This is a genomic window from Crenobacter oryzisoli (assembly GCF_030385785.1).
In the GTDB taxonomy this organism is placed as follows: domain Bacteria; phylum Pseudomonadota; class Gammaproteobacteria; order Burkholderiales; family Chromobacteriaceae; genus Crenobacter_A; species Crenobacter_A oryzisoli.
The window spans coordinates 51,686-77,574 of the sequence record NZ_JAUEDK010000015.1 but is presented as its reverse complement, the minus strand read 5'-3'; the positions used below and the strand labels follow the sequence as shown (position 1 = coordinate 77,574).

The window sequence follows — 25,889 nt, the reverse complement described above, 5'->3', positions numbered from 1 at the left end:
GTATCCCCTGTTGCGCGGCCTATTCCATTTGCGTAATAAGTTGGCCGGCTATGCAAGCAAATCGGCGTCACTTGCAAGCACCACCTTCGGGCAGTTTCCTAGAATCCATTCCACGCGACACGTAGCGATGGCCCGGATGATGAGTCTGGTCTCGAACATGTAGGTTCGAACGGGGAGGGGAGCGTCCCCCTCTTTCCCCCCTACGACATGGGGGGTGTGGTTCCACGCGCCCGCACTAGTATTTACCCAGTCAAACAACCCAAAGCGCCATACCGCAGCAGCGAACCTGCTGGGCGAGAAGGAGTTCCCATGAAGCAAAAGGAAATTTTCGTTGTCGGTGCCGCGCGTACCGCCATCGGCACGTTCGGCGGTTCGCTCAAGGATGTAGCCCCGACCCAGCTGGGCACCACTGCCTTGCGTGCGGCGCTGGAGCGTGCAGCGGTTGACCCCGCGGCCGTCGGCCATGTGGTGATGGGCAACATCATCCCGACTGATACTCGCGATGCCTATCTGTCGCGCGTGGTGGCGATCGACGCCGGCATCCCGAAGGAAACCCCGGCGTTCAACGTTAACCGTCTCTGTGGATCCGGCCTGCAGGCCGTGTTGCTGGCCGCCCAGTCCATCCTCGTCGGAGACGCTGAAGTGGCGGTCGGCGGCGGTGCCGAGTCGATGAGCCGTGGTCCCTATCTCGCCACCGGTGCGCGCTGGGGTAACCGCATGGGCGACGCGCAGATGATCGACTATATGCTCGGCATTCTGCACGACCCGTGGCAGAAGATTCACATGGGCGTGACCGCCGAGAACGTCGCGGCCCGCTACGGTATCACCCGCGAAATGCAGGACGCGCTGGCGCTGGAAAGCCACCAGCGCGCGGCGCGCGCTATCGCCGAGGGGCGTTTCAAGGAACAGATCGTGCCGGTCGAGATCGCCACCCGCAAGGGCGTGGTGCTGTTTGACACCGACGAGCATGTCCGCACCGACGCGACACTCGAGCAGTTGGCCAAGATGAAGCCGGTGTTCCAGAAGGACGGTTCGGTGACCCCGGGCAACGCCTCCGGTCTGAACGACGGCGCCGGCGCTCTGGTACTGGCGAGCGGCGACTATGTCGAAGCACATGGCCTGAAGCCGTTGGCCCGCCTGGTGTCGTGGGGCCACGCCGGCGTTGAACCTGAGTACATGGGCATTGGCCCGGTACCGGCCAGTCGCATCGCACTCAAGCGGGCCGGCCTGACGGTGGGTGATCTGGACGTGATCGAATCCAACGAAGCCTTTGCTGCCCAGGCCTGTGCGGTGGCCAAAGAATTGGAATTCGACCCGGCCAAGGTCAACCCCAACGGCTCCGGCATTTCGCTCGGCCACCCGGTCGGTGCGACCGGCGCGATCATTGCGACCAAGGCGATCTACGAATTGAACCGAATCGCCGGCCGCTACGCGTTGACCACGATGTGCATCGGTGGCGGTCAGGGTATTGCTGCCATCTTCGAACGAGCGTAATAGCGCATCTTCATTGAAAGGGGATCACGCCGTTCCTGTTGCGGTGTGATCCCTTTTTCATGGGGTGGCCAGATAAACCTGCGACGGAAAAATCATTCGTGATGGCCACGATAGGATTTGGGCGTGCCGCCTGTCCAGGTTTTGAATGCCCGGTGAAAAGTAGTCGAGTCGTGAAAACCGACTTCTGTGCCGATCACCGAAATGGGTAGATCGGTTTTGATCAGCATCTGGACGGCGATATCGCGGCGCAATTCGTCCTTGACCGCCTGGAATGTGGTGTCTTCCTCCCGTAAACGGCGCGAGAGGGTGCGGACCGAAATATGTAGGCCGTGCGCGACGTCATCGATGCTGCAGGGTTGCAGCAATCGGGTGGCCAGATATTCGCGGACGCGGTGGCTGATTATCCGTTCGGCGAAAGAAACGAATAACCAGTCAGCCGGGGCGCGATCCAGAAAAGCACGCAATGACCCCTTGTCCTGCCGGATGGGCGCTTCAAGCTGGTCGGATTCGAAATACAGGGCCGCGCGAGGCTGTTCGAAATAAGCCGGGCCAGGATAAAGATAAACGTATTCGGACACGCTGGCTGGGCGATGGTATGTGAAATCGACTCGGGCCAGCGGGATTTTCCGGGCGGCCAGCCAGGAAATGACGCCGTGGACGAGCTTTAGCATCATGCCCTGTGCGAACGGTGAGATCGGATGATCGGGCGAAGTCGGCTCGAGCGCGATGTAGACCAGGTTGTCCTGGCGCGATACGACAAAGGTGAAATCGTCGAGGATCAGGCGGAAAAAACGGCCGAAGCTGTAAAGCGCCGTCCGGAGGTTTTTCGACTGCAGCATGCTCAGGCACAGGTATTTGAGCGTACCGCCACGCGCGGGGCGCGAAAACATGCCAAGCAATTCGTCGTCGGTTTCTCTAGCAAGCAGGCGATACAGGTCGGAAAACTGCTCTGTGGTCACCCGTGCGGCATTTTCTGCCAATAAAGCGGGGGGGATGCCGACTTTCTGGATCAGGGCATCTTTTCGTTCCGTGGCGATGTCGAGCCGACGGAAAAGCTGATGGACGAGTACGATTGAAACCGTGGTGGAGGAAATCGGCGCCATAGCTCTTCTCGGTGAAGCGAAAAATTTTGGCCGATTATGCAAATAATTCGGCGTTTATTGCAAGCGAGCAAAGAGGGGGGCTATTTAGAATCCCTCTCAAGACGACATTAAAGTGATTGCTTCAGTCATTTATAAGCAATGACGAGTGTTAGGGTGGCGTAGGCATCGGAATACCGTCCGGATTAGCAAGCCGGCGGTTACGGCAGTGGAATGTTCCGCCATGCCAACGATGGAAAACCGCCATTCGTTCAAGAACTACGTACCGCCAGGAGGCATGGTACTTATGCAAGCCAACACCATCCCCGTTACCGATTCCGCGTATACCTATCCGTTGTTGATCAAGCAGCTGCTGCATACGCCGCTGGCCGTGGCGCCGGACCAGGAAATCGTCTACGCCGACAAGCGTCGCCATACTTATAGGGAGTTTGCCCGCCGTATCAACCGTCTCGGCCACACCTTAACCCGTTTGGGCGTGCAGGGCGGCAGCACCGTGGCGGTGATGGACTGGGATAGTCATCGGTATCTGGAGTGTTTCTTCTCCGTGCCGATGCTTGGCGCGGTACTGCAGATGGTGAACGTGCGACTGTCGCCGGACCAGATTCTCTATACCCTCAACCATGCCGAGGCCGACGTGTTGCTCGTCAACCGCGACTTCCTGCCGGTGCTGGAGGAAATCAAGCCGAAGCTGACCACGGTCAAGACCTTCGTGCTGCTGTCCGACGAGGACATGTCGCTGCCTGAAGGCTTTACCGGCGAGTACGAAAGCCTGCTCGACGCCTGTCCGGACGTGTTCGACTTCCCGGATTTTGACGAAAACACTCGCGCGACCACGTTCTACACCACCGGCACTACGGGTCTGCCCAAGGGGGTGTATTTCAGCCATCGTCAGCTCGTCCTGCACACGCTCTCGGTGTCCAACACGCTGGCATTGTCCTTTAAGCAAGGCCGACTCCATCGTGACGACGTCTATATGCCGTTGACCCCGATGTTCCATGTGCACGCCTGGGGTCTGCCGTACATCGCCACGCTAGCCGGTATCAAGCAGGTGTACCCGGGCCGCTACCAGCCCGAGGCAATCCTCAAGCTGATCGACAAGGAAAAGGTGTCGTTCACCCACAGCGTGCCGACGATCCTGAACATGCTGCTGGTTGCTCCGGACAGCCACAACGTCGACCTGTCCGGTCTCAAGATGATCATCGGCGGCTCTGCGTTGACCTCCGCCCTGGCCAAGGCGGCGCTGGAGCGCGGTATTGACGTGTTTGCCGGCTATGGCATGTCCGAGACCTGTCCGGTTGTGGCGTTGGCGCAGTTGAGCACTGAGGATCTGGGTGAAGACGACGAGGTCGCCACCCGTCTGTGCGCCGGCCGCCCTGTCTCGCTGGTCGACCTGCGAACCGTCGATGCGAAGATGGACACCTGTCCGCGGGATGGGAAGACTGTCGGCGAGGTAGTGGTACGCGCGCCGTGGACCACGATGGGCTACCTCAACAATTCCGATGCCTCCGAGCAGCTGTGGAGTGGTGGTTGGCTGCATACCCAGGACATCGGTCACATTGATCCTCGTGGTTATCTGCAGATCACTGATCGCATCAAGGATGTGATCAAGACCGGCGGCGAATGGGTGTCCTCGATCGAAGTCGAGGAGCTGATCTGCCGTCATCCGGCGGTGGCCGAGACGGCAGTGATCGGCGTGCCCGACGACAAGTGGGGCGAGCGGCCGCTCGCCTTGGTGGTGGTTCGCCCGGAGTTCGTCGGCAAGTTCTCGGTGGAAGAGCTGCGCGCCCATATGCTGGCGTTTGCCGAGCAGGGGCTGATTTCCAAATACGCCGTCCCGGAACGCGTTGTCTTCGTCGAGGAGCTCGCCAAGACCAGCGTTGGCAAGCTCAACAAGCTGGCTCTGCGAACCCAGTATCGCTAGCCCCGTTTCCTTCGTAGTTCTCTATTTCCTGCCTTCACGTTTCTGGCCGGCACTGGACGTTTCAAACGTCCGTGCCGCCGGCAAGGTGAAGTGCGCGCCGGATTTCTGCCTGGAGGGTGGTTCGGCCGGAAAAACCGTGCCCCGAGGGGCAAAAGAAGTCAGGAGTTGCGTTATGAAAATCTTGGTCCCTGTCAAACGTGTGGTGGATGCCAACGTGAAAATCCGGGTGAAAAGCGATGGTAGCGGGGTGGAAACCGCCAACCTCAAGCTGTCGATGAACCCGTTCGACGAAATTGCGGTGGAAGAAGCCGTGCGTCTGAAGGAAGCCGGCATCGCCAGCGAGGTGGTCGCCGTCTCGATCGGCGATACCGGTTGCCAGGAGACGCTGCGCGCTGCCATGGCAGTCGGTGCCGATGCAGCGATCCACGTTGAAGCCGACACCGCAACGCAGCCCCTGGCGGTGGCCAAGCTCTTGCAGGCCATCGTAGCGAAAGAACAGCCGCAGCTGGTGATCTGCGGCAAGCAGGCCATCGACGACGATGCCAACCAAGTCGGCCAGATGCTCGCTGCCTTGCTCGACTGGCCGCAGGCCACGTTCGCCTCGCGCGTTCAGATCGCTGGTGGCGAAGCCACGGTGACTCGCGAGATCGACGGCGGCCTGGAAACGCTCGCTATGCCGCTGCCCGCAGTGATCAGCACCGACCTGCGTCTGAACGAACCGCGCTATGCCTCCCTGCCGAACATTATGAAGGCCAAGAAAAAGCCGCTGGCGACTGTTTCGCCCGCCGAGCTGGACGTGGACATCGCACCGCGCCTGAAGGTAGTGAGCGTGGATGAGCCGTCCGTCCGTCAGGCCGGCAAGCTCGTTTCGGATGTCGCGGAGCTGGTCGGCATGCTCCGTAACGAAGCCAAAGTCATTTGAGGAGTTGAAATCATGGCTATCCTTGTCGTCGCAGAACATGACAACCAGCAGCTGAAAGCCGCCACGCTCAATACCGTCACGGCCGCTTCCCTGGTCGGCCAGGACGTCGACCTTCTCATTGCCGGTGCCCAGTGTGCCGAGGTTGCGCGCCAGGCCGCCCAGATCCGTGGCGTGCGCAAGGTGCTGCATTGCGATGCTGCCCATTACGCCGATCAGACTGCCGAAAACCTCGCTGCGCTGATCCTGTCCGTCTCGGCCAGCTACAGCCACCTATTCGCCCCGGCATCGTCCTTCGGCAAGAACGTGATGCCTCGCGTCGCCGCCCGGCTGGACGTCGCCCAGGTGTCGGAAATCACGGCCGTCGAGGCGCCCAACCGCTTCGTGCGCCCGATCTACGCCGGCAACGCGCTGGCGACCATCGAGAGTGATGATCCGGTCAAGGTGGTTACGGTGCGTGCCACCGCATTCGCCGCCGCCGAAATGGGTGGCAGTGCGAGTGTCGAGCCGCTCTCCGCCTCGCCAGATGTGTCGAAGGTGCGCGTGGTCGGCCGAGAGCTGACCCAGTCGGCTCGCCCGGAACTGGGCAACGCCAAGATCGTCGTGTCCGGTGGTCGAGGCCTCGGCAACGGCGAACAGTACCGCGCGCTGCTCGAACCGCTGGCCGACCGTCTCAATGCCGCCCTCGGCGCTTCGCGCGCCGCCGTGGACGCCGGCTACGTTCCGAACGATTTCCAGGTCGGCCAGACCGGCAAGGTCGTCGCGCCGCAGCTTTACCTCGCAGTCGGCATCTCCGGCGCTATTCAGCATCTGGCGGGTATGAAGGACTCCAAGATCGTCGTCGCCATCAACAAGGATCCGGACGCACCGATCTTCCAGGTTGCTGACTACGGCCTGGTCGCCGATCTGTTCGAAGCCGTTCCGCAGTTGACCGCCGCGCTGGCCCAATAACCGTATAAGGAAACAGAAAATGAGCAACTACACCGCACCCGTTCGAGACATGCTGTTTGTGATGAACGAGCTGGCCGGCCTCGACGCCGTCGGCACGTTGCCGGGCTACGAGGAGGCCAGCGCCGACCTCGCCGAGGCGATTCTAGAAGAAGCGGGCCGTTTTGCCGGGGAGGTGATCGCCCCCCTGAACGTGATCGGCGATCGCGAAGGCAGCCGCCTGATCGACGGCAAGGTGGTGCCGCCGACCGGCTTTGCCGACGCGTACCGCCAGTTCGTGGATGGCGGCTGGGGCGCCGTCGCCAGCGAGATCGACCACGGCGGGCAGGGGCTGCCGCAGCTTCTGGCCAAGCCGGTCACCGAGATGTGGAACTCGGCCAACCTGTCCTTCGCGCTGTGTCCGATGCTGACCCAAGGGGCGCTCGAGGCGCTGGAGCACCACGGGAGCGACGAGCTGAAGGCGGTGTACCTGTCCAAGCTGGCCACCGGCGAATGGACCGGCACCATGAACCTGACCGAGCCGCAGGCCGGTTCCGACCTCGCCGCTGTTCGCACCAAGGCTGTGCCGGAAGGCGACCACTACCGCATCAGCGGCAACAAGATCTTTATCACCTGGGGCGAGCACGATATGACCGACAATATCGTGCACCTCGTCCTCGCGCGCCTGCCGGATGCGCCGGAGGGTGTAAAGGGCATCTCGCTGTTCGTCGTGCCGAAGTACCTGGTCAACGCCGATGGCTCGCTTGGCCTGCGCAATGACGTACAGTGCGTGTCGCTTGAACACAAAATGGGCATCCACGGTAGCCCGACCGCCGTGCTGGCGTTCGGCGAGAAGGACGGTGCGATCGGCTATCTGGTCGGTGAGCCGAACCGCGGCCTCGAATACATGTTCACCATGATGAACCACGCCCGCCTCGGCGTTGGCCTTGAGGGCGTGGCAATCTCCGAGCGCGCTTACCAGCAGGCCCGCGACTACGCCCGCGACCGCGTGCAGGGCAAGGCGATCGGTCAGCGCGCTGCCGGTGCGATCATCAAGCACCCGGACGTGCGCCGTATGTTGATGCTGATGAAGTCGCAGACCGAGGCGATGCGTGCGCTCGCCTACGTGACTGCTGCCTACATGGATCAGGCCGCGCGTCATCCTGATCCGGTGCAGCGAGCCTACTATCAGGCTCGTGTCGACCTGCTGACCCCTGTGGTCAAGGGCTGGAGCACCGAGACCGCACAGGAAGTGACTTCGCTTGGCGTGCAGGTGCACGGAGGTATGGGCTTCATCGAGGAGACCGGTGCTGCCCAGCACATGCGCGACGCCCGCATCATCACCATCTACGAAGGCACCACTGGCATCCAGGCCAACGACCTGCTCGGTCGCAAGACTGTGCGCGAAGAGGGAAAGACGCTGCAGGCGCTGATCGAAGAAATCCGTGCCGATGTCGCCCGTGTCGCCGAACTCGAGGGCGAGGCGTTCCGCCAGATCGCCGCCGGCCTTGAAGAAGCGCTGCGCGTGCTGGAGGCTACCGCCAGCCATCTGATCGCGACCGCCGCCAACGACATGCCGCTCGCTTTCTCCGGTGCCGTGCCCTACCTGATGCAACTGGGCATCGTGTGCGGCGGCTGGCAGATGGCCCGTGCCGCCTGCATCGCCAAGGCGCGTCTGGATGCTGGTGACGACGTCGCCTTCCACCAGGCAAAGATCGTCAGCGCCCAGTTCTACGCCACCCACGTGCTGCCGCGTGCACAGGCCCACGCCCACGCCGCTCTGCATGGCGGCCAGGCGACGCTGGCGCTGGACGAGTCGGCTTTCTGAGGTCGGTATGAGCGTGCGCGACTACATGGAGTATGACGTGGTGATCGTCGGTGGCGGCCCGTCCGGGCTGGCCAGCGCGATCCGCCTCAAGCAGCTGGCCAACGGCGCCGGCCGCGAGCTGTCGGTCTGTCTGCTGGAGAAGAGCTCCGAGATCGGTGCCCACATCCTGTCGGGGGCGGTGTTCGAGCCGAAGGCGCTCACAGAGCTGATTCCAGACTGGAAGGAAAAGGGCGCGCCGCTCAACACGCCGGCGGTCGATGACCACTTCTTGTACCTGACCGAGACCGAGTCGATCAAGCTGCCGACGCCTCCCCAGATGCGCAACCACGGCAACTACATCATCAGCCTCGGCAACCTGTGCCGCTGGCTGGCCGAGCAGGCCGAGGCGCTTGGCGTCGAGATCTATCCGGGCTTCGCCGCCGCCGAGGTGCTGTACGACGAGACCGGCGCGGTCAAGGGCGTGGCCACCGGCAACGTTGGCACTGGCAAGCACGGCGAGAAGGAAGGCGAGCCGGGCATGGAGCTGTGGGCGAAGCAGACCATCTTCGCCGAAGGCTGCCGCGGTTCGCTGACCAAGACGCTGTTCGAACGCTTCGAGTTGCGCAAGGACAGCGACCCACAGACCTACGGCATCGGCATCAAGGAGTTGTGGGAAGTGCCGGCCGAGCAGCACAGCGCCGGCCGCATCACCCACACGGTGGGTTGGCCGGTGGACACTGCCACCTATGGCGGCTCGTTCATGTACCACCTCGAGAACAACCAGGTGGTAGTCGGCTTCGTGGTCGGTCTGGATTACCAGAACCCGTGGCTGTCGCCGTTCGAGGAGTTCCAGCGCTTCAAGACCCACCCGGCGATCAAGAAGACGCTGGAAGGCGGCCGCCGCATCTCCTACGGTGCGCGCGCCTTGAGCGAGGGCGGCATCCAGAGCCTGCCCAAGCTGACCTTCCTAGGCGGCGTGCTGATCGGCGACACCGCCGGTTTCCTCAATGTGCCGAAGATCAAGGGCAGTCATGCTGCGATCAAGTCCGGCTCGCTGGCGGCCGAGGCAGTGTTCGAACTGCTAATGTCTGATGGCGACGGCCGCGAGGCGGTGAGCTATCCGATCCGCTTCAAGCAGAGCTGGCTGTATGACGAGCTGTGGCGAGTGCGGAACATCCGTCCGTCGTTCCGCTGGGGCCTGTGGCCAGCGATGATCTACGGCGCGCTCGACACCTTCCTGTTCCGTGGCCGCGCGCCATGGACTTTGCGCCACAAGCACGCAGACCACGAGACGCTGGAGGACGCGTCAATGTGCGCCAAGATCGTCTACCCTAAACCGGATGGCAAGCTCAGCTTCGACCGGCTGTCGTCGGTGTTCCTGTCGAACACCAACCACAGTGAGGACCAGCCGGCGCACCTGAGGCTGAAGGACAAAGGGGTGCCAATAGAGGTGAATCTGGCGCGTTATGGGGCGCCGGAGACGCGCTACTGTCCGGCGGGGGTGTACGAGATCGTCGGCGAGGTGGAGGCACCGCGGCTGCAGATCAATGCGCAGAACTGTGTGCACTGCAAGACCTGTGACATCAAGGACCCGACCCAGAACATCAACTGGGTGACGCCGGAAGGTGGCGGCGGGCCCAATTATCCGAACATGTAACACGCTATCCCAGCACCGCCTGACCCGTTTACCGGGCGGGCGGTTTCAGTTTGGCAATTCATTGTTGGGCGCGGGCCGCCATGTGCGAAGCCACCGCCTCTGACAGGAGAGCATCATGCAAAACGGTAAACTGATTATCCGCCGTGCCGCCGTTCTCGGCGCCGGTGTCATGGGCGCGCAGATCGCGACCCATCTGGCCAACGCCGATGTGCCGGTCGTGCTGTTTGACCTGCCGGCCCGCGAAGGTGACAAGAACGGCGTCGTGCAGAAGGCGCTCGATGGGCTCAAGAAGCTGGAGCCGGCACCGGCTGCCAGCGCCGACCGACTGCAGTATGTCGATGCCGCCAACTACGATGAGCACCTGCCGCTGCTGGGCGAGTGTGACCTGGTGATCGAGGCGATCGCCGAGAAGATCGAATGGAAGGACGACCTCTATCGCAAGATCGCTCCGCATCTCGCCGAGCATGCGATCGTCGCGTCCAACACTTCCGGCCTGTCGATCAATCGCCTCGCCGAGGGCCTGCCGGTCGAGCGCCGCGCCAACTTCTGTGGCATCCACTTCTTCAACCCGCCGCGCTACATGGCTCTGGTCGAGCTGATCCCGACCGAGGCCAGCGATCCTGCCATGCTGGACACGCTGGAGTCCTGGTTCACCACGCGCCTGGGCAAGAGCATCGTCCGCGCCAAGGACACCCCCAACTTCATCGCCAACCGCGTCGGCGTGTTCTCTATCCTGGCGGTGATGCACCATACCGAGCGGCTCGGCCTCGGCTTCGACGAGACCGACGCGTTGACCGGCCCGCGCATCGGTCGTCCGCGCAGCGCCACTTACCGCACCGCCGACGTGGTCGGCCTCGACACGCTGATGCATGTCGTCAACACCATGAAGGACCATCTGGCCGACGATCCGTGGCACGCCCACTACCGTTCGCCCGACTGGATGAACGACCTCATCGCCGCAGGTTCCCTGGGCCAGAAGAGTGGCGGCGGCGTGTTCAAGAAGGTTGGCAAGGAAATCCAGGTGCTCGACCCTGTCAGCCGAGAATACCGTCCTTCGGCCGCAAAGCTCGCGCCGGAAGTGGAGGCCATCCTCGCCGACAAGAGCCCGGCCGAGCGTTTCGCCAAGCTGCGCGCGTGCGAGCATCCGCAGGCGCAGCTCTTGTGGAGCATCTTCCGCGACGTGTTCCACTACTGCGCGGTGCACCTCGAATCGATCGCCGATAGCGCGCGCGATATCGACTTCGCTATGCGCTGGGGCTTTGGCTGGTCGCAAGGTCCGTTCGAGACTTGGCAGGCAGCCGGCTGGAAAACCATCGCGACGGCCATCCAGGAGGACATCGCCGCCGGCCTGACCATGGCGAGCGAACCACTGCCGGCCTGGGTGTTTGACCTGGATGGCGTGCACACGCCGCAGGGCTCCTGGTCGGCCGGGTCGAAGACCTACCTAGGCCGCTCGGCCCTGCCGGTCTACCAGCGCCAACTCTATCCGGAAACCGTGCTCGGCGAGGCTGTGCCGGACATGGGCGAAACGCTGTGGGAAAACGAAGGCGTGCGCCTGTGGCAGCACCCGCTCGACCGCTCCGTGGCGATCCTGTCGTTCAAGTCCAAGATGCATGCGATCGGCGACGAGGTGCTCGATGGCGTGCTCGAAGCGCTGGCGCGTGCCGAGCGCAGCCACGGCGCGCTGGTGATATGGCACCAGCCGCCGTTCTCGGTCGGCGCCAACCTTAAGCAGTTCGCCGCGGCGTGCAGTGCCGGCGATTACAACTGGCTGGAGAACATGCTCGCCAAGTTCCAGAAGACGTCGATGGCGCTCAAATATGCGCAGATCCCGACCGTCGCAGCGGTGCAGGGCATGGCGCTGGGAGGCGGTGCCGAGTTCATGATGCACACGATGCATCGCGTGGTGGCGCTGGAAACCCGTATCGGCCTGGTTGAAAGCGGTGTCGGCCTGATTCCGGCGGGCGGCGGCTGCAAGGAGCTGGCGTTGCGCGCCGACCGGCTGGCGAAGCAGGCGAGCGTGGGCGAGCCGCTAGACTTCGTGCAGGCGGTATTCATGAACCTCGCCTCGGCCAAGGTTGCGACCAGCGCGCTGCAAGCGCGCGACATGGGCTACGTCCAGCCCGGCGACGACGTGATCCTGAACCCGCACGAGCTGCTTTATGTGGCGATCCGCCGCGCCCGTGCGATGGCGGAAGCCGGTCATCATGCCGGGCTCAGTCCGCGTGGCGTGCGCGTGGCGGGCCGCACGGGCGTCGAGGCGCTGGAGCGGACGCTGGGCAAGCTGAAGGAGGAGGGCCGCATCTCCGAACACGACTACCATGTTGGCCGAGCGGCTGCGCTGGCGCTGTGTGGCGGAGAGGTCGAGCCGGGTACTGTGCTCGATGAGGAGGCGCTGTTGATCATTGAGCGCCAGCAGTTCCTCGCGCTCCTAAAGACCGAGGCGACCCAGCAGCGGATAGCCCATATGCTGGAAACCGGCAAGCCATTGCGCAACTAACACCATCCAAGCTCGATTACATGCTGGCGCATGGGCTAGGTTTGAATGATGGCCGGATTCCGGCTTTCGATTCGGCTTAGGGATCGTGGCGCTATCCTGGTCGATGGTCTCAAACATCACAACTGTAATGAGCCGCATGTATAGCTAGGATCTACTCTCCCCACCCAAATAGGGGGGGGTTAACCAATAAAGATGTGGCTATTATGGTCGGCATGAATCGGGCTGGTGAAATTACAGACTTAAATGGTGGGCTATAGCTTACCTGCCTAATTGTCCGAAGCATGTTTATCTTGATCTAAGCTATGTTTCCCGATGGGTTTATTATGATGTTTCTTATCGTATGGCCTGCTGACAACTGCTTTCGCTAAAAGCGACTTTTATATGAAGAGACCAAGTAAGTGCTGGTCAACTAGGGACTCATATCAATAGCAAAGTTCTTGTTAATGGTTCATGAGTAAAGTTTGAATTTCCCCCTTTTGCTGATGTTGTTTATGCTGTTTTTGTTTCTTTCCGTGGGGTTAGGTCTGGGGCGCTTAATGCGCCCCATTTTTTTTTATAATTTAGCAACGAGACGTTGCTTACACTTATTCTGCATTGTAGGGGCTGCCGCGGGGTGGAGATCCACTCGCTGTGCTCATGCATGGTCCGACGCACTATCGCTGGCCGCCCGCCTGTCGAATCGGAGTCGCTTGCGGGGATTCGTCTCGGTGGCTCAGTGGCAAATCAGATTGGCGAGCTACATTAAGCAGTCAAAGTCTTTGAAGCAGCGCAGCCCCCAAAATACCTCCGGATCGCTTGCCCGCAGCTTCTCGTCAAACAGAGCAGGTCGGTGCGGAGGTCAGCTCACCGCTGCGACGCACAGCGGCCCCGTTGTGGCGGCATGCTGGCGGCGGCGTTCGTCGATCAATTCGGCCAGGATGGCGATGGCGATCTCGGCCGGGCTGCGGCTGCCTATTGGCAGGCCGATCGGCGCCTTCAGGCGCAGGCAGTCAGTCTCGCTGATGCCAGCGTCGGACAGCCTGGCGAGGCGCGCTTCGGCATTGGCGCGCGAGCCGATCGCGCCGACGTAGAAGGCCGGCGACGGCAGCGCGCCGATCAGCGCGGCGTCGTCGATCGCCGGGACGTGCGCCAGCGCCACCACCGCGCTGTAAATGTCCGGGACGAACTGGCGCAACGCCTCGATCGGGTCGTGATCCAGCCAGGGCTCGGCCGGGGCGGGCCAGGCAACTCGGCGTTCGGCGCGTGGTTCGCAGAGGCTGACGGCGAAGCCGAGGCGCGGTGCCAGTTCGGCCAGTTCGCGGGCGACGTCGCCGGCGCCGATCAACAGCAAGCGCCACGGGGAAGTGGATTCGGTAGCGGACATGGGACTCCTTTGTGAGATCTGGGTGGGCGAGGGACGCCGCGACCAGCGTAAACCATTGCCGGCAGTTCAGCCCGGCCGGTCGCTGAACACCGCGAACTCGAGGCCGTCGAGCGTGAAGCTCGCCACCTCTCCCATCCCGAGCCGCTGGTGCGCGCGCAGCGACGCCGGGTTGTCGTAGCGGATGAACAGCACCGCCTCGCGCCCCGGCAGCCGCTCGCGCAGCGCCGCGTAGAGCTGCGCCAACAGGCCGCTGCCGCGCTCGCTTTCGGCGATGCACACCGGGCCGTACACATAGGCATCGGGCCCGCCCGGCCAGGCTGTCCACATCGCGTGCACCGGCGGCGGCGCGGTCGGGTCGTCCTTGGGGCCGCTGAACAAGGCGCCGACCACCCGGTCGTCGCGATGCGCGACCAACACCGGCATGTCGCCGTTCACCCAGCGCGCTACCTGCTCCCGCGGAAACTCGCCGGTCAGCAGGCCGCCTTGCGCGGCGGTGTTGGCTTGCAACAGCGCGGCCAGTCCGTCGATGTCGGCGCCGGTGGCGAGGGTGATGTCGTGCATGCAGGAAGCTCCAGGCAATGAAGGAACGACAGCCTAAACGGCCATGGCGCATTCGTGCAGCCAGTCGATGAACAGCTGCAGCCGCTTCGGCAGCGCGTCCTTGGACGGGTGCACCAGGTAGTAGGCATAGTGACCGGACAGGGTAAACGGACCGAAGGGCAGCATCAACTCGCCGCGGTCGAGCTGTGCCTGAACCAGACGCTGCCGGCCGATGGCGATACCGGCGTGGTTCTGCGCCGCCAGTACGCAAAGGTCGGAGCGGTCAAAGCTGAGGCCGCGCTCGGGCAGCGCCGTGGCGACGCCGTGATGGCGGGCCCACAGCGTCCATTCGGCATCGTGGGCGGCGTTGTGCCATGCCAGCGAGTCGTGCAGCAGTGTGCAGTGGCGCAGGTTGTCCGGCCGGCCGATCAGCGCATGGCGCCGGGCGTAGTCCGGGCTGCAGACCGGGGCGATCTTCTCGTCCATCAGCCGGGTGCTGGCAAGGCCCGGGAAGTTGCCGTCGGCGTAGTACAGCGCAAGGTCGATACGCTGAGTGCGGAAGTCGACTTGCTCGTTGCCGACCCGGATGTCCAGCGTGACCGCAGGGTAGCGCTCGGTGAAGTCGGCCAGCTGCGGCACCAGCCAGCCCTGCGCCAGCGAGGGGCGCACGTACACTGCGAGCGGGCCGGCGACCTCGTTGACCGAACCGGGTTGCAGTGCCTCGGTCAGTTCGTCCATGGCGCCCTGCAGGATCTGGAAGATGCGCTCGCCGGCCTCGGTCAGCTGCACTTTGCGTGTCAGCCGGATGAACAGCCGCTGCTCCAGTGCGCGTTCCAGCCTGCCGATGCGGTGGCTGACCGCACTGGGCGTCAGGCATAGCTCCTCGGCCGCGCGCGTGAAGCTCAGGTGCCGCGCAGCGGCGAGGAAGGTGTGGAGGTTGGCGAACTGGGTGCTGTCGAGCCGGGCACCCAGCCGCGGGGGAAGGTTCAGCATGGCGCCATTATAGAGGGCGGGGCGATGGCTCGGCCTAGTGCGCCTCGCCCTGCAACAGCTGTCGGCCGTGCGCCAGGTAGCCGTCCATTTCCGTCTCTGGCACCATGCTGCCGCCGGTGGCCCACACCAGATGGGTCGCCTGCGCCAGTCGGGTATCGCTCAGCGCCAGTCGTTCCCGGTAACCCTGCTGCTCAGTCAGTACCCGTGCCATGCCGGGCACGCCTGCCAGCGCCGATGGTTCGAGGCGCAGGCCCTCGCTGTGCTCGAGCAGCGCCAAGAGCCGGAACAGCTCCTCGTCGCTCACCGTGTAATAACCATCGATCAGTCGCTGCATCGCGCGGCCGACGAAGCCGGATGGGCGACCGACCGCCAGGCCGTCGGCGGCGGTGCGGTTGTCGATGCCGAAATCCTGCACCGACACTGCGTCGTGTTGGCCGGTGTAGACGCCTAGCAGCATGCAGGGCGAATGGGTCGGCTCGGCGAACAGGCAGTGCACCGTGTCGCCGAACGCGAGCTTCAGGCCGAACGCCACGCCGCCGGGGCCGCCGCCGACGCCGCAGGGCAGGTAGACGAACAGCGGATGTTCGGCGTCAACCGTCACCCCCGCCGCCGCGAGCTGTCGCTTCAACCGCTCTGCCGCTACCGCGTAGCCGAGAAACAGGCTGGTAGAGTTTTCGTCGTCGACGAAATGGCAGTGCGGGTCGGCCTCGGCAAGGCGTCGCCCCTCGGTGACGGCGACGCTGTAATCGGCCTCGTATTCGACCACGGTGACGCCGTGCGCGCGCAGCAGGTCCTTCTTCCACTGACGGGCATCCGCCGACATGTGCACCGTGGTCTGAAACCCAAGGCGGGCGCTCATGATGCCGATCGACAGGCCCAGGTTGCCGGTCGAGCCGACCGCGATGCGATGTTGGCCGAACAGCGCCCGTGCCGCCTCGCCATCGAGCAGGGCATAGTCGTCGTCAAGCGTCAGCAGCCCATGTTGCAATGCCAGGTCCTCGGCATGCTTGAGCACCTCGTAGATGCCGCCGCGCGCTTTGATCGAGCCCGAGATCGGCAGGTGGCTGTCGAGCTTCAGCCACAGCGAGCCGGGCAGCGTCAGGCCGCTGCGTTCGGCCAGCGCCTGCTGCAGGCGCGGTGCCGGCACCAGCGGCGACTCGATCAGCCCGCCGGCGGCGCGGGTCTCGGGGAAGACGCGGGCGATATAGGGGGCGAAGCGTGCCAGTCGGTCGCTTGCGTCGGCCACATCGGCGGCGGTCAGGCCGACATCGGCCAGTGCCTCGGCGGTCGGGGCGATGGCGGGGTTGAACCAGCTGGTCTCCTCGAGCGCCATCAGCGTCTCGATCAAGGGGTAGCGGGCGCGCCAGTCGGCGAGCGACATTCCTGCAATCATCACGGCTCCTTATCGTTGTGGTGGCTGCGTTGCGGCCTGCCGGCACTGTAGCGGGGCGACATGCGGCTGACAAAGGACGATTGCTCAGCGCATGGATGACGCTGGGTCATCTGTCGCTCGTGGGGGCCGGTGCGCAGGGGTTAGGATGCACCATGTTCTCGACCGGCGCCGATGCTCAGGTACAGCCCCAGTAGCAGTGTCACGGTGGCGTAGAGGTAAAAGAGTGATGCGTATTGCAGTCCGCCGAGAAAGAACGCCGGCGCCGCGGTCTGCGGGATGAACAGGTAGATCAGGCCCTTGATCAGCGTTCCCCAGCCGATGAGGGTGACGAGCACGGGGCGCGCGCCGCCGGACCAGACATTGTGGCCGAGGACCATCGCCAGCCCGATCGGTGTCACGATCACACCGACCATGTATAGCTGTAGCGGATCGTGAGCCAGCGCAGTCACAGCCGCCACCATGGTTTGCTTGTGGGCGAACATCGCGAGCGAAATCAGCAGGCAGTAGAGCCCGATCAGGCGGCTCAGGAATGTGGTACGTGACGACATGGCGTTCTCCAGAGGGAGCCTCTTGTCGCGGTGAAACAGGATCAGTAAAGCACTGCGACCAAGGCGTGTGGCGACGAGGTCATCGGGTACGACTGGACAGGTAATTAGACACTCGATGTGACAGCCCGGTTTTGCCGCATAGCCTAGGTGTAGCTGCACGGCCGATCGTAAGCAGGTTCTGAGGTTGAAAGTCATTCAGCATCGTTGGATGTGACCGCTACACACCAGTCGGGCCGCATCGCCTGGTCCATACTGGGTCAGCTGGTTAGGGAAAGGACACAGATGCGCTACGAACTCTATTACTGGCCCACCATCCAGGGGCGCGGCGAATTCGTCCGGCTGGCCTTCGAGGCTACCGGCACCGATTATGTCGATGTAGCGCGGCTGCCCGAGGAGGATGGCGGCGGTGAGGCGGCGATCTTGCGGCTGCTGGACGGTGCGGGCGCAGCCCGCCCGCCGTTCGCGCCGCCGTTCCTGCGTGTGGGTGAGCAGCTGATCGGCCAGACTGCCAACATCCTGCTCTTTCTCGGTCCTCGTCTGGGCCTAGCCCCGCGCGGGGAGCCGGAGCGGCTGTGGCTGCACCAGCTGCAGCTAACCATCGCTGACCTGGTCGGCGAGATCCACGACACCCACCACCCCATCGCCAGCAGCCGCTACTACGAGGAGCAGAAGCGCGAAGCGAAGAGCCGTGCGGCCGACTTCCTGGCGCTGCGGCTGCCGAAGTTTCTCGACTACTTCGAGGGGGTGATCGATGCCAATCCGCGCGGCGCCGGCTGCCTGGTCGGCGCGCGGCTGTCTTATGCCGACCTGTCGATGTTCCAGGTGATCGCCGGGCTGCGCTATGCGTTTCCGCGCACCATGGCGCGGCGCGAACCGACCTGGCCCAATCTGCTGTCGCTGTACGACCGGGTGGGGGCGCTGCCGGGGCTGGCGGCTTATCTGGCCTCACCCCGGCGCTTGCCATTCAGCGAGGAGGACGTGTTCCGCCACTATCCCGAGCTAGAGGCTTGAGCCATCGCCAGGTGACGGCGCGCCTGGCGAGCGGCACAATCGCCTTGCTTATCCACCTTGCGAGGCCTGTCATGTCCAGTGCGCCGCCGGTGCGCGACGGCGCGGGCTTGCCGCTGATGCCGGGCGTGCCCGCCCTGTTCGAATTTCCAGAGGACCGCGCCGAGTTTCGCCGCTCGCTGCAGCGGCCGGGCGTCGAGCTGTACCGCGCCCACATCGTTCGCCACGCCTTCGAGCCGCATACGCACGAAGCCTTCGGCCTCGGCGCGATCGAAAGCGGGGTGGAGCGTTTCCGCTATGCCGGCGCGGAGCATCTGGCGCCGCCCGGCTCGGTGGTGCTGATGAACCCGGACGAGCTGCACACCGGCCGTGCCGAAACCGAGGGAGGCTGGCGCTATCGCATGGTCTACCTCGACCCCGAGGTGGTGGCGAGGGTCAGTGGCGAGCCGGGCTGGTGGTTCGGCGACGCGGTGCAGGTGGACGCCGCCAGCGCCCGGCGCGTCACCGGTCTGCTCGATGCGCTGTGGCAGGCCGAGGAGCCGCTGGCCTTCGACAGCCTGCTCTACGCGCTGTTGGCCGAATTTCGCCATCATGCCCGGGTGCCGCGCCCGGCGCCGGTCGGGGGCGCGTTGCGCTTTGCCCCGGTGATCGACTACCTGCGCGCCCATCTGTCGCGGCGGCTGACGCTGGACGAACTGGCCGCCGTGGCCGGGCTCAGCCCCTTCCATTTCCTGCGCCGTTTCCAGGCGCAGTACCATGCCACGCCGCAGCAGATGCTGATGGCGCTGCGTCTCTACGAAGCCAAGCGGCTGCTGGCGACGGGCCTGCCGCCGGTTCAGGTGGCCGCTGAGGCCGGGCTGGCCGACCAGGCCCACCTGACCCGCGCCTTCGTGCGCCGCTATGGTGTGACCCCGGCGCGCTACCAGCGTCAGGTGCGCCGCTAGCGCGCATCCCGCCGGGCAAGGTTGGCCAAGGCTCCGCCGCAATCTGGTACAAGACCGCCACCGCCGCGCCGCCTAGACTGGCCGCCTCGATGGAGGAATTCGCAATGTGGACTGGTGCCCTGTACGCACTGGCCGCCGGCCTGATGTGGGGGCTGGTGTTCGTCGGCCCCTTGCTGCTGCCCGAGTATCCGGCGGCGTTGCAGTCGGTGGGGCGGTATTTGGCCTTTGGATTGATCGCGCTGCCGCTCGCCTGGCTCGACCGCGCCGCGCTGCGCCAGTTGAGCCGCGCCGACTGGCTGGAGGCGCTCAAGCTCGCCCTGATTGGCAACCTGATCTATTACCTGTGCCTCGCCAGTGCCATCCAGCGCGCCGGCGGTCCGCTGCCGACGATGATCATCGGCACGCTGCCGGTGGTGATCGCCATCTGCGCCAACCTGCGCAGTGCACACCGCGACGGCCGGCTGCCATGGGCGCGGCTGGCGCCGTCGCTGCTCTTGATCGCCGTCGGCATCGCCTGCGTCAACCAGGTGGAGCTGGCCGCGCTGCGCAACGACCCCAATGCCGACCTGGCGCGCTATGCCAGCGGCGCGTTGCTGGCGCTGTTGGCGGTGGCGTGCTGGACTTGGTACCCGCTGCGCAACGCCGACTGGCTGCGCGACCACCCCGGCCGCAGCCCGCGCACTTGGGCCACCGCTCAGGGCGTGGCGACGCTGCCTTTGGCGCTCATTGGCTATGCGCTGCTATGGGCAGGGATGAAGGTCACCGGCAGTCCGTTCTCAATGCCGTTCGGTCCACGCCCGCTGGTGTTCATTGGGCTGATGGCGGCGATCGGTCTGTTTGCCTCCTGGCTCGGCACGCTGTGCTGGAACGAGGCCAGCCAGCGTCTGCCCACTGCGCTGGTCGGGCAGTTGATCGTGTTCGAGACGCTGGCGGCGCTGGCCTATGCCTTCCTGCTGCGCGGTGAGTGGCCGCAGCCGCTGACGCTGGCCGGCATCGGGTTGCTGATCGTCGGGGTGGTGCAGGCGGTGTGGGTGAAGCCGGAACCGGTGGCGGAGGAGGGGCACGAGGCGTAGGGAAGGAAACGGATGGGCGAGATTGACCAAACGGGACGTTTGGCCAACCTCGCCCGTTGCGTCAGTGCGGGCTCAGCTTGCGCCCAGGTAGTCTGGCTTGCCCAGCGGTACGCCGTTGTGGCGAAGGATGTCGTAGGCAGTGGTCAGGTGGAAGTAGAAGTTCGGCAGTACGAAGCCAAATAGATAGGTCTGGCCGGTGAAGCGGAATTCACGGCTGGGAAATGTCAGCACCACCGCTTTCTCTTCGCTGCCATCGATCTGCGCCGGGCTCAGGCTCTCGAGGAAGGTCACCGTCTTGGCCAGCCGCTCCTGCAGTTCGGCGAAGCTGGCCTCGGTGTCGGCGAAGCTCGGCACTTCGACGCCGGCCAGCCGCGCGCCACAGCCCTTGGCGATGTCGGACACGCTCTGCACCTGGCGGGTCAGCGCAAACATGTCGGGGGCGAGCCGGGCGTTGAGGAACACCTCGTGGGCAATCTGCTTTTCGTCAGCGTGAGCGGCGGCCTTGGCGAGGATGGCCGACAGGTTGTTGATGCCGCGGATCAGTACCGGGATGGACGCTTGATACATGGAGAGGGACATGCGTTGAGCTCCTGTAGGGTCGAACCGGGCGAAGGCCCGGTTCTGCTGGACATGGGGGCGAGTCGGGCGATTGCCAGGACGTCGACCCTACAAGATAGACGATACTGTCCCGCCGAACAGATCCGCTCGCTCAAGCCGCCGCCAGCGCGGCGCGGCGGTTGTTCAAGTACAACGCGCCCTCCAGAACCAGCACCGCGACCGCGGTCCAGATCGGCAGGTAGGTCAGCCACTCATTGGCGCCGATGCGCTCGCCCAAGAGCAGCGACACCAGCACCAGCAGTACCGGTTCCACATAGCTGAGCAGGCCGAACAGGCTGAAGCTGATGAGGCGACTGGCGAAGATGTAGCAGGCCAGTGCGGTGGCACTGATTACGCCCAACAGCGGCACCAGCCCCCACAGTGCGGGGTGACTGACAAACGGCGCGAACGGGGCGGCGCCGATGAACAGCAGCGCGACAGGCAGCTGGATCAGCATATCCAGCCACAGCCCGCCCAAGTGGTCGGTGCCGAGGTGGCGGCGCAACATAAAATAGGCTGGATAGCCCAGCGCTACCAGTAGCGTCTCCCACGACAGCCCACCGATGCGCAAGAGCTCGTTGGCGACGCCGGCCGTTGCGCAGCCGGCCGCTAGCCACTGCCAGCGCGACAGCTTGTCGCGGTATACCCACCGGCCGGCCAGCACCATGACCAGAGGCAGCAGGAAGTAGCCCAGTGACACCTGCAGACCGCGCCCGTGCAGCGGTGCCCACATGAACAGCCACAGCTGCACCCCGACCAGCGCCGACGAGGTGATCAGGGCCAGCAGCAGCGACGGCTGGCGGCGTAGCCGCCCGAACAACGCGCGCAGCTTGGCTGTATCGCCGCTGGCGTACAGCAGCCCGGTCAGAAACGGCAGGGTTAGCAGTAGGCGCCAGCCGAAGATCTGCTCGCCAGTCAGCGGCTCCAGCAGGGTGGAGAAGTAGTACATCCCCCCGAACAGGGCCGAGGCCCCCACCGACAGAACGACGCCCTTTAACACGGCCACTCCCGAACAATGCAATGGAAAGACGCTAGTGTAAGCAAAAGCGCTGAATCATTTTCCCGTGAATGTCGGTAAAAATGGGAAAATTTACCGAGATTTTGCACAGTATGAAAAATTCATCGCAAGGAGTGCGCCATGCCCGCCATCACCCTCGATCGCCACGACCGGCTGATCCTCGACGCCCTGCAGCAGGACGCCGGCGTGCCATTGCGTGAGTTGGCAGAACGGGTGCACCTGTCGGTGGCCACCTGCCAGCGCCGCATCACCCAGCTGCGCGCCAGCGGGGTGCTGCTGAAGGAGGTGGTGCTGGTCGACCGCGCCAAGGTGGGCCGGCCGCTGACCGTGTTCGTCTCGGTGGAGCTGGCGGTGCAGAACGATGCGCTGCTGCGCCAGTTCGAGCGGCTGATGCAGGCCGAGGTGGAGGTGACTGCTTGTTATGAGATCGCCGGCGAGGCCGACTTCATGCTGATCGTCGTTGCCGCCTCGATGGAGTCCTACCACGCCTTCACCCGCCGGCTGTTCACCAGCGACCACAATGTTCGCCAGTTCAAGAGCAACTTCGCGATGCACTGCGCCAAGTACGAGACGCGCATTCCGCTGACCGCCCCTAGCGAGGACGGTTAAGAGTCGCAGGGTAGCGCTCCCGCTAGGGGCGCTGCCATAGGCAGTACAAGTCCTATGACAAGACAGCGTAACAACGCCGGGAGGGTTTTATTAGCGACTCTAATTAACACCAGGCGAGCGGGGGCGGACTATAACGTACCGTGACGCGCGCGCAAAAAGGGGAGGAGGTGCAATGAGCGACGATCTGACAAGCAGGAAATGTACTCCCTGCCAGGGCGGCATCCCGCCGCTGGGTAAGGACGAAGCCGAAGCGCTGCTCGCTCAGGCCCCCGGCTGGCTGTTGGCCGGCTCGGGCAAGCGGCTGGAGCGCAGCTTCCTGTTCAAGAACTTCCGCGAGGCGTTCGACTTTGTGGTGGCAGTCGGCGAACTGGCCGAGACGCAGGGCCATCACCCGGACATCTCGTTCGGCTGGGGATGGGCGACCGTGTCGTGGCAGACCAAGAAGATCAAGGGGCTGCACGAGAACGATTTCATCATGGCTGCGAAGACCAGCGCACTGGCCGAGTCGCACCATCCCTAACGCCATGGCCCATATCGTGTTTGCCCCCGCCATCCAGCGATATGTTGAAAGCCCGGCGCGCGAAGTGGCCGGCGCCAGCGTCGCCGCAGTGCTGGAGGCGGTGCTGACGCTGCAACCGGAGCTGCGCGGCTATCTGTTCGACGATCAGGGCCGGCTGCGCCACCACCTGAGCGTATTCGTCGACGGCAAGGCGGTGCACGACCGGCAGCGGCTCAGCGACCCGGTTGCACCAAGTAGCGAGATCTACGTGGTGCAGGCACTGACCGGCGGTTGAGCTGACTGCGCAGCCCCGCCAGCCCGGCCGGGGGCCGCATCGTTTCCGGTTGCTGCACCCAATCCCAGGAGAGTCGTATGCGTGACCGCCTGCTCGTCGCCACTCGCAAGGGCCTGTTCACCCTCTCCGCTCAGAGTGGATGGTCGCTCAGTCCTCCCGAGTTTGTCGGCGAACCGGTCAGCATGGTGCTGACCGACCCGCGCGACGGCACGCTGTATGCCGCGCTCAACCTAGGCCATTTCGGCGTGAAACTATGGCGTCGCCGCGCTGGCGAGGCCGATTGGAGCGAATGCGCGGTGCCGGTCTACCCGCCGCAGCCGGAATCGCTGCCCGAAGCGGAGCCGGGCAACCCGCCAGTGGCACCGTGGTCGCTGCAGCAGCTCTGGTCGCTGGAGGCGGGTGGCGCCGACCAACCTGGCCGCCTGTGGGCCGGTACCATCCCCGGCGGGCTGTTCTGCTCCGATGACGGCGGTGACAGCTGGTCGTTGAACCGGCCGCTGTGGGACAGGCCGGAGCGGCTTGGCTGGTTCGGTGGCGGTTACGACTACCCGGGTATCCACTCGGTGTGCGTCGACCCGCGCGACAGTCGCCATGTCACGGTGGCGGTGTCCTGCGGCGGCGTCTGGCAGAGCCGCGACGATGGCGCGAGCTGGACCTGTACCAGCACTGGCATGCACGCCGACTACATGCCGCCGGAACGGCGCGACGATCCCAACATCCAGGACCCGCACCGGCTGGCGCAATGCGTCGGCCAGCCCGACGCGCTGTGGGTACAGCACCACAACGGCATTTTCCGTTCCTCCGACGGTGGTGCGCTGTGGCAGGACGTGGTGGCGCCGACCTCCAGCTTCGGCTTCGCGGTGGCAGTGCATCCGCACGAACCCGATACCGCCTGGTTCGTGCCGGCAGTGAAGGACGAGTGTCGCATTCCGGTGGGCGGACGCTTCATCGTGCACCGTACCCGCGACGGCGGGCAGAGCTTCGATGCGCTGGACGCCGGCCTGCCGCCCCCGCCTGTCTACGATCTGGTGTATCGGCATGGGCTGGCCGTGGATGATACCGGCCAGAGGCTGGCGATGGGGTCAACTACCGGTGGATTGTGGCTGTCCGAAAACGGAGGCGATCAGTGGCAATGCCTATCGACGCACCTGCCGCCGGTCTACGCGGTGCGCTTCGGTTGAGCCTGCTTATCGTCCTGATCAGCCAAACGGCCGCACCCCAATCAGCCAGCCGTGCAACCACAGGCCGAATACCAGCCAAGCTGCAACACCGACCAGTAGCACCTTGAAATCCCGCCCCGGCTTTACCTCGGGTGGTGGCGTGCCGGCCAGCCGGTCGCGTCGCCGCACCGACCACAGGTCAACCGCCGCCCACGCGAGGAAGCCGCCAAACAGCAGCAGGTCAGCGGGTTTGCCGTTGGAAGCCAGATGGGCCAGCGCCCACAGCAGCACGCCCAGTAGCATCGGGTGTCGCACTGCGGCGCGCAGCCGGCTGCCGCGCAGGTCGGCTGCCACCAAGAGCACGAAGGCCGGCAATGTCAGCAGGATGGTGATGTGGCGCGCCCACGGCTGCGGCAGCCACAGTTGCGACCCCTGGCCGCGCGCTAGAGCGAATCCCCAGATGATCAGCCCGAACCCGACGGCGGAGAGGAGAGAAAAGCCGCCGCGCCAGACGTTGCGGCCCAGGCTGGCGATCTGCGCTTCACGCCACGGATCGGCGACGATGCGGATCGAGTGCACGCCAAGAAACAGCAGCAGACCCAGAGCCAGGATTGTCATGAAATGTTTTCCGGTTGATTGACGATCGAATTTCGTTATTGGCGATGGCGGCTGGGCTGCCAAGGGGCGTTAGGGCCGAGGTTGTTTTGCCTCTGTCATCTTCCTCGGCGTGCGACGTGTTCGGGTCGTGCTAGGTGTCCTGTAGCGGTCGGCCAAAACGGGGCAGGTTGCTGATCCGCCGCTTGTCGGAGTCAGCAGACTGTCGTTTCGGCGCTACACCGCTGGCGAGCCGAATCCACCGTTCATGGCGCTCACCCAACTGGTTCAGGCCAAGCGGGCCTCGCTCGGCCGGCTCGCTACCGGCGAGGGAGGATGTCCCACGATGCGGTCGGGCAAGCCGTCGTCAAGGCGCGACCGTATGTCGACACTACTAACAATCCGGTCGACCTCGATGAGTTCGTATTCATCTTGCGTGGCAACGTGAAGGCCGCGATGGGGCACGGGGCCCGGTTCAACGACGAATCGGCGCGTTTCTCGTGGGGCGGGGTTGTCTGGCGTGGGCCCCATCTGGGACTAAGAGCCGCTGACAAAGCGAAGTTTCTGCAAAGCTACAATCCAGCGTGGCGGCCCGGCTAGGCACGCTGCCATAGACAGTACAAGTTGTATGGCAAGGCAGCGTAGCAACGTTGGGAGTGGGTAGAGGCTCTAACCCACATCGCCTGCGGCCGGTTCGGCCTGCTTGCTCGGGGCTGTCTGGTGGCGGGAGAAGAACGGCGCCATCGGCAGCATCGCCTCGGTCTGCGGATCGATCAGATAGTGACCGCCCATCTCCGGGGTGGAGGTGATTATCTGCGCATTGAGCAACAGGTATGGCCAGCCCAGCCGGCAGTGCCGCAGCACCAGGCAGAACAGCACGTCCAGCGCGGTGTGGAAGGATGGTCGCGACAAAGCCCTGGGGTTTGGCCG

Annotated in this window: 24 protein-coding genes; 14 read left to right on the top strand and 10 right to left on the bottom strand. The window is 64.3% G+C overall.

The genetic code is table 11. From position 1 onward, the window contains the following. Positions 1-309 precede the first annotated feature (309 nt). On the top strand, positions 310-1,494 hold the full coding sequence (locus QU481_RS10365) for an acetyl-CoA C-acyltransferase family protein (protein ID WP_289829901.1): 1,185 nt from the start codon (positions 310-312) through the stop codon (positions 1,492-1,494). 92 nt (positions 1,495-1,586) lie between these two features. Here QU481_RS10365 and QU481_RS10360 read toward each other — a convergent pair whose 3' ends face one another. Continuing rightward, positions 1,587-2,597, bottom strand: a complete 1,011-nt coding sequence (locus tag QU481_RS10360; RefSeq protein WP_289829899.1) for an AraC family transcriptional regulator — start codon at positions 2,595-2,597, stop codon at positions 1,587-1,589. Positions 2,598-2,880: 283 nt separating this feature from the next. Between QU481_RS10360 and QU481_RS10355 the strand changes: the two genes are divergently transcribed. The 6 genes from QU481_RS10355 (at position 2,881) to QU481_RS10330 (ending at position 12,325) form a co-directional block, all read left to right on the top strand. Beyond that, positions 2,881-4,515, top strand: a complete 1,635-nt coding sequence (locus tag QU481_RS10355) for a fatty acid--CoA ligase (protein ID WP_289829898.1) — start codon at positions 2,881-2,883, stop codon at positions 4,513-4,515. A gap of 172 nt (positions 4,516-4,687) precedes the next feature. Next, positions 4,688-5,437: an electron transfer flavoprotein subunit beta/FixA family protein gene (locus tag QU481_RS10350; RefSeq protein WP_289829897.1), complete on the top strand. Its 750-nt coding sequence runs from the start codon at positions 4,688-4,690 to the stop codon at positions 5,435-5,437. Between the two features lie 12 nt (positions 5,438-5,449). Next, entirely contained in the window at positions 5,450-6,385 is a 936-nt protein-coding gene (locus QU481_RS10345; RefSeq protein ID WP_289829896.1) for an electron transfer flavoprotein subunit alpha/FixB family protein, read from the top strand. 19 nt (positions 6,386-6,404) lie between these two features. Next, positions 6,405-8,189, top strand: coding sequence for an acyl-CoA dehydrogenase (locus QU481_RS10340; protein WP_289829895.1), 1,785 nt, complete (start codon positions 6,405-6,407; stop codon positions 8,187-8,189). 7 nt (positions 8,190-8,196) lie between these two features. Further along, on the top strand, positions 8,197-9,825 hold the full coding sequence (locus QU481_RS10335; protein ID WP_289829894.1) for an electron transfer flavoprotein-ubiquinone oxidoreductase: 1,629 nt from the start codon (positions 8,197-8,199) through the stop codon (positions 9,823-9,825). A gap of 115 nt (positions 9,826-9,940) precedes the next feature. After that, positions 9,941-12,325, top strand: coding sequence for a 3-hydroxyacyl-CoA dehydrogenase/enoyl-CoA hydratase family protein (locus QU481_RS10330; RefSeq protein ID WP_289829892.1), 2,385 nt, complete (start codon positions 9,941-9,943; stop codon positions 12,323-12,325). An 838-nt stretch (positions 12,326-13,163) separates the two neighbouring features. On the opposite strand, the gene QU481_RS10325 is transcribed toward QU481_RS10330, so the two are convergent. From QU481_RS10325 to QU481_RS10305, 5 genes are all read right to left on the bottom strand, one after another. Continuing rightward, complete coding sequence (locus QU481_RS10325; RefSeq protein ID WP_289829891.1) at positions 13,164-13,688, bottom strand: XdhC family protein; 525 nt, start codon at positions 13,686-13,688, stop codon at positions 13,164-13,166. 66 nt (positions 13,689-13,754) lie between these two features. Beyond that, on the bottom strand, positions 13,755-14,249 hold the full coding sequence (locus QU481_RS10320; protein ID WP_289829890.1) for a GNAT family N-acetyltransferase: 495 nt from the start codon (positions 14,247-14,249) through the stop codon (positions 13,755-13,757). A 33-nt stretch (positions 14,250-14,282) separates the two neighbouring features. Next, positions 14,283-15,221, bottom strand: coding sequence for a DNA-binding transcriptional regulator DsdC (dsdC, locus tag QU481_RS10315; protein ID WP_289829889.1), 939 nt, complete (start codon positions 15,219-15,221; stop codon positions 14,283-14,285). Between the two features lie 34 nt (positions 15,222-15,255). Then, a complete protein-coding gene (gene dsdA / locus QU481_RS10310; RefSeq protein WP_289829888.1) occupies positions 15,256-16,614 on the bottom strand; it encodes a D-serine ammonia-lyase in 1,359 nt (452 codons plus the stop codon). A 140-nt stretch (positions 16,615-16,754) separates the two neighbouring features. After that, positions 16,755-17,162, bottom strand: a complete 408-nt coding sequence (locus tag QU481_RS10305; RefSeq protein ID WP_289829887.1) for a hypothetical protein — start codon at positions 17,160-17,162, stop codon at positions 16,755-16,757. Positions 17,163-17,444: 282 nt separating this feature from the next. On the opposite strand from QU481_RS10305, the gene QU481_RS10300 reads away from it, so the two are divergent. The 3 genes from QU481_RS10300 (at position 17,445) to QU481_RS10290 (ending at position 20,187) form a co-directional block, all read left to right on the top strand. Then, entirely contained in the window at positions 17,445-18,173 is a 729-nt protein-coding gene (locus tag QU481_RS10300) for a glutathione S-transferase (RefSeq protein ID WP_289829886.1), read from the top strand. A 71-nt stretch (positions 18,174-18,244) separates the two neighbouring features. Beyond that, complete coding sequence (locus QU481_RS10295; RefSeq protein WP_289829885.1) at positions 18,245-19,114, top strand: AraC family transcriptional regulator; 870 nt, start codon at positions 18,245-18,247, stop codon at positions 19,112-19,114. A gap of 104 nt (positions 19,115-19,218) precedes the next feature. Beyond that, positions 19,219-20,187, top strand: coding sequence for a DMT family transporter (locus tag QU481_RS10290; protein ID WP_289829884.1), 969 nt, complete (start codon positions 19,219-19,221; stop codon positions 20,185-20,187). Between the two features lie 72 nt (positions 20,188-20,259). Here the strand turns inward: QU481_RS10290 and QU481_RS10285 are convergent, their stop codons facing one another. Continuing rightward, positions 20,260-20,766: a DUF1993 domain-containing protein gene (locus tag QU481_RS10285; RefSeq protein ID WP_289829883.1), complete on the bottom strand. Its 507-nt coding sequence runs from the start codon at positions 20,764-20,766 to the stop codon at positions 20,260-20,262. A 130-nt stretch (positions 20,767-20,896) separates the two neighbouring features. Beyond that, positions 20,897-21,784 (bottom strand): EamA family transporter RarD, encoded by an 888-nt coding sequence (gene rarD / locus QU481_RS10280; RefSeq protein WP_289829882.1) that lies wholly within the window; start codon positions 21,782-21,784, stop codon positions 20,897-20,899. Between the two features lie 138 nt (positions 21,785-21,922). Between rarD and QU481_RS10275 the strand changes: the two genes are divergently transcribed. The 4 genes from QU481_RS10275 to QU481_RS10260 all read left to right on the top strand — a co-directional run bounded on the left by QU481_RS10275 (position 21,923) and on the right by QU481_RS10260 (position 24,386). Continuing rightward, complete coding sequence (locus QU481_RS10275; protein ID WP_289829881.1) at positions 21,923-22,411, top strand: Lrp/AsnC family transcriptional regulator; 489 nt, start codon at positions 21,923-21,925, stop codon at positions 22,409-22,411. Positions 22,412-22,583: 172 nt separating this feature from the next. Continuing rightward, entirely contained in the window at positions 22,584-22,931 is a 348-nt protein-coding gene (locus tag QU481_RS10270; protein ID WP_289829880.1) for a 4a-hydroxytetrahydrobiopterin dehydratase, read from the top strand. A gap of 16 nt (positions 22,932-22,947) precedes the next feature. Next, a complete protein-coding gene (locus QU481_RS10265; protein WP_289829879.1) occupies positions 22,948-23,205 on the top strand; it encodes a MoaD/ThiS family protein in 258 nt (85 codons plus the stop codon). 77 nt (positions 23,206-23,282) lie between these two features. Beyond that, positions 23,283-24,386, top strand: coding sequence for a WD40/YVTN/BNR-like repeat-containing protein (locus QU481_RS10260; RefSeq protein ID WP_289829877.1), 1,104 nt, complete (start codon positions 23,283-23,285; stop codon positions 24,384-24,386). An 18-nt stretch (positions 24,387-24,404) separates the two neighbouring features. Here the strand turns inward: QU481_RS10260 and QU481_RS10255 are convergent, their stop codons facing one another. Together QU481_RS10255 and QU481_RS10245 are read right to left on the bottom strand one after the other, a co-directional pair. Then, complete coding sequence (locus tag QU481_RS10255; RefSeq protein ID WP_289829876.1) at positions 24,405-24,983, bottom strand: NnrU family protein; 579 nt, start codon at positions 24,981-24,983, stop codon at positions 24,405-24,407. A gap of 645 nt (positions 24,984-25,628) precedes the next feature. Then, a complete protein-coding gene (locus tag QU481_RS10245; RefSeq protein ID WP_289829875.1) occupies positions 25,629-25,871 on the bottom strand; it encodes a phosphatase PAP2 family protein in 243 nt (80 codons plus the stop codon). Positions 25,872-25,889 lie beyond the last annotated feature (18 nt).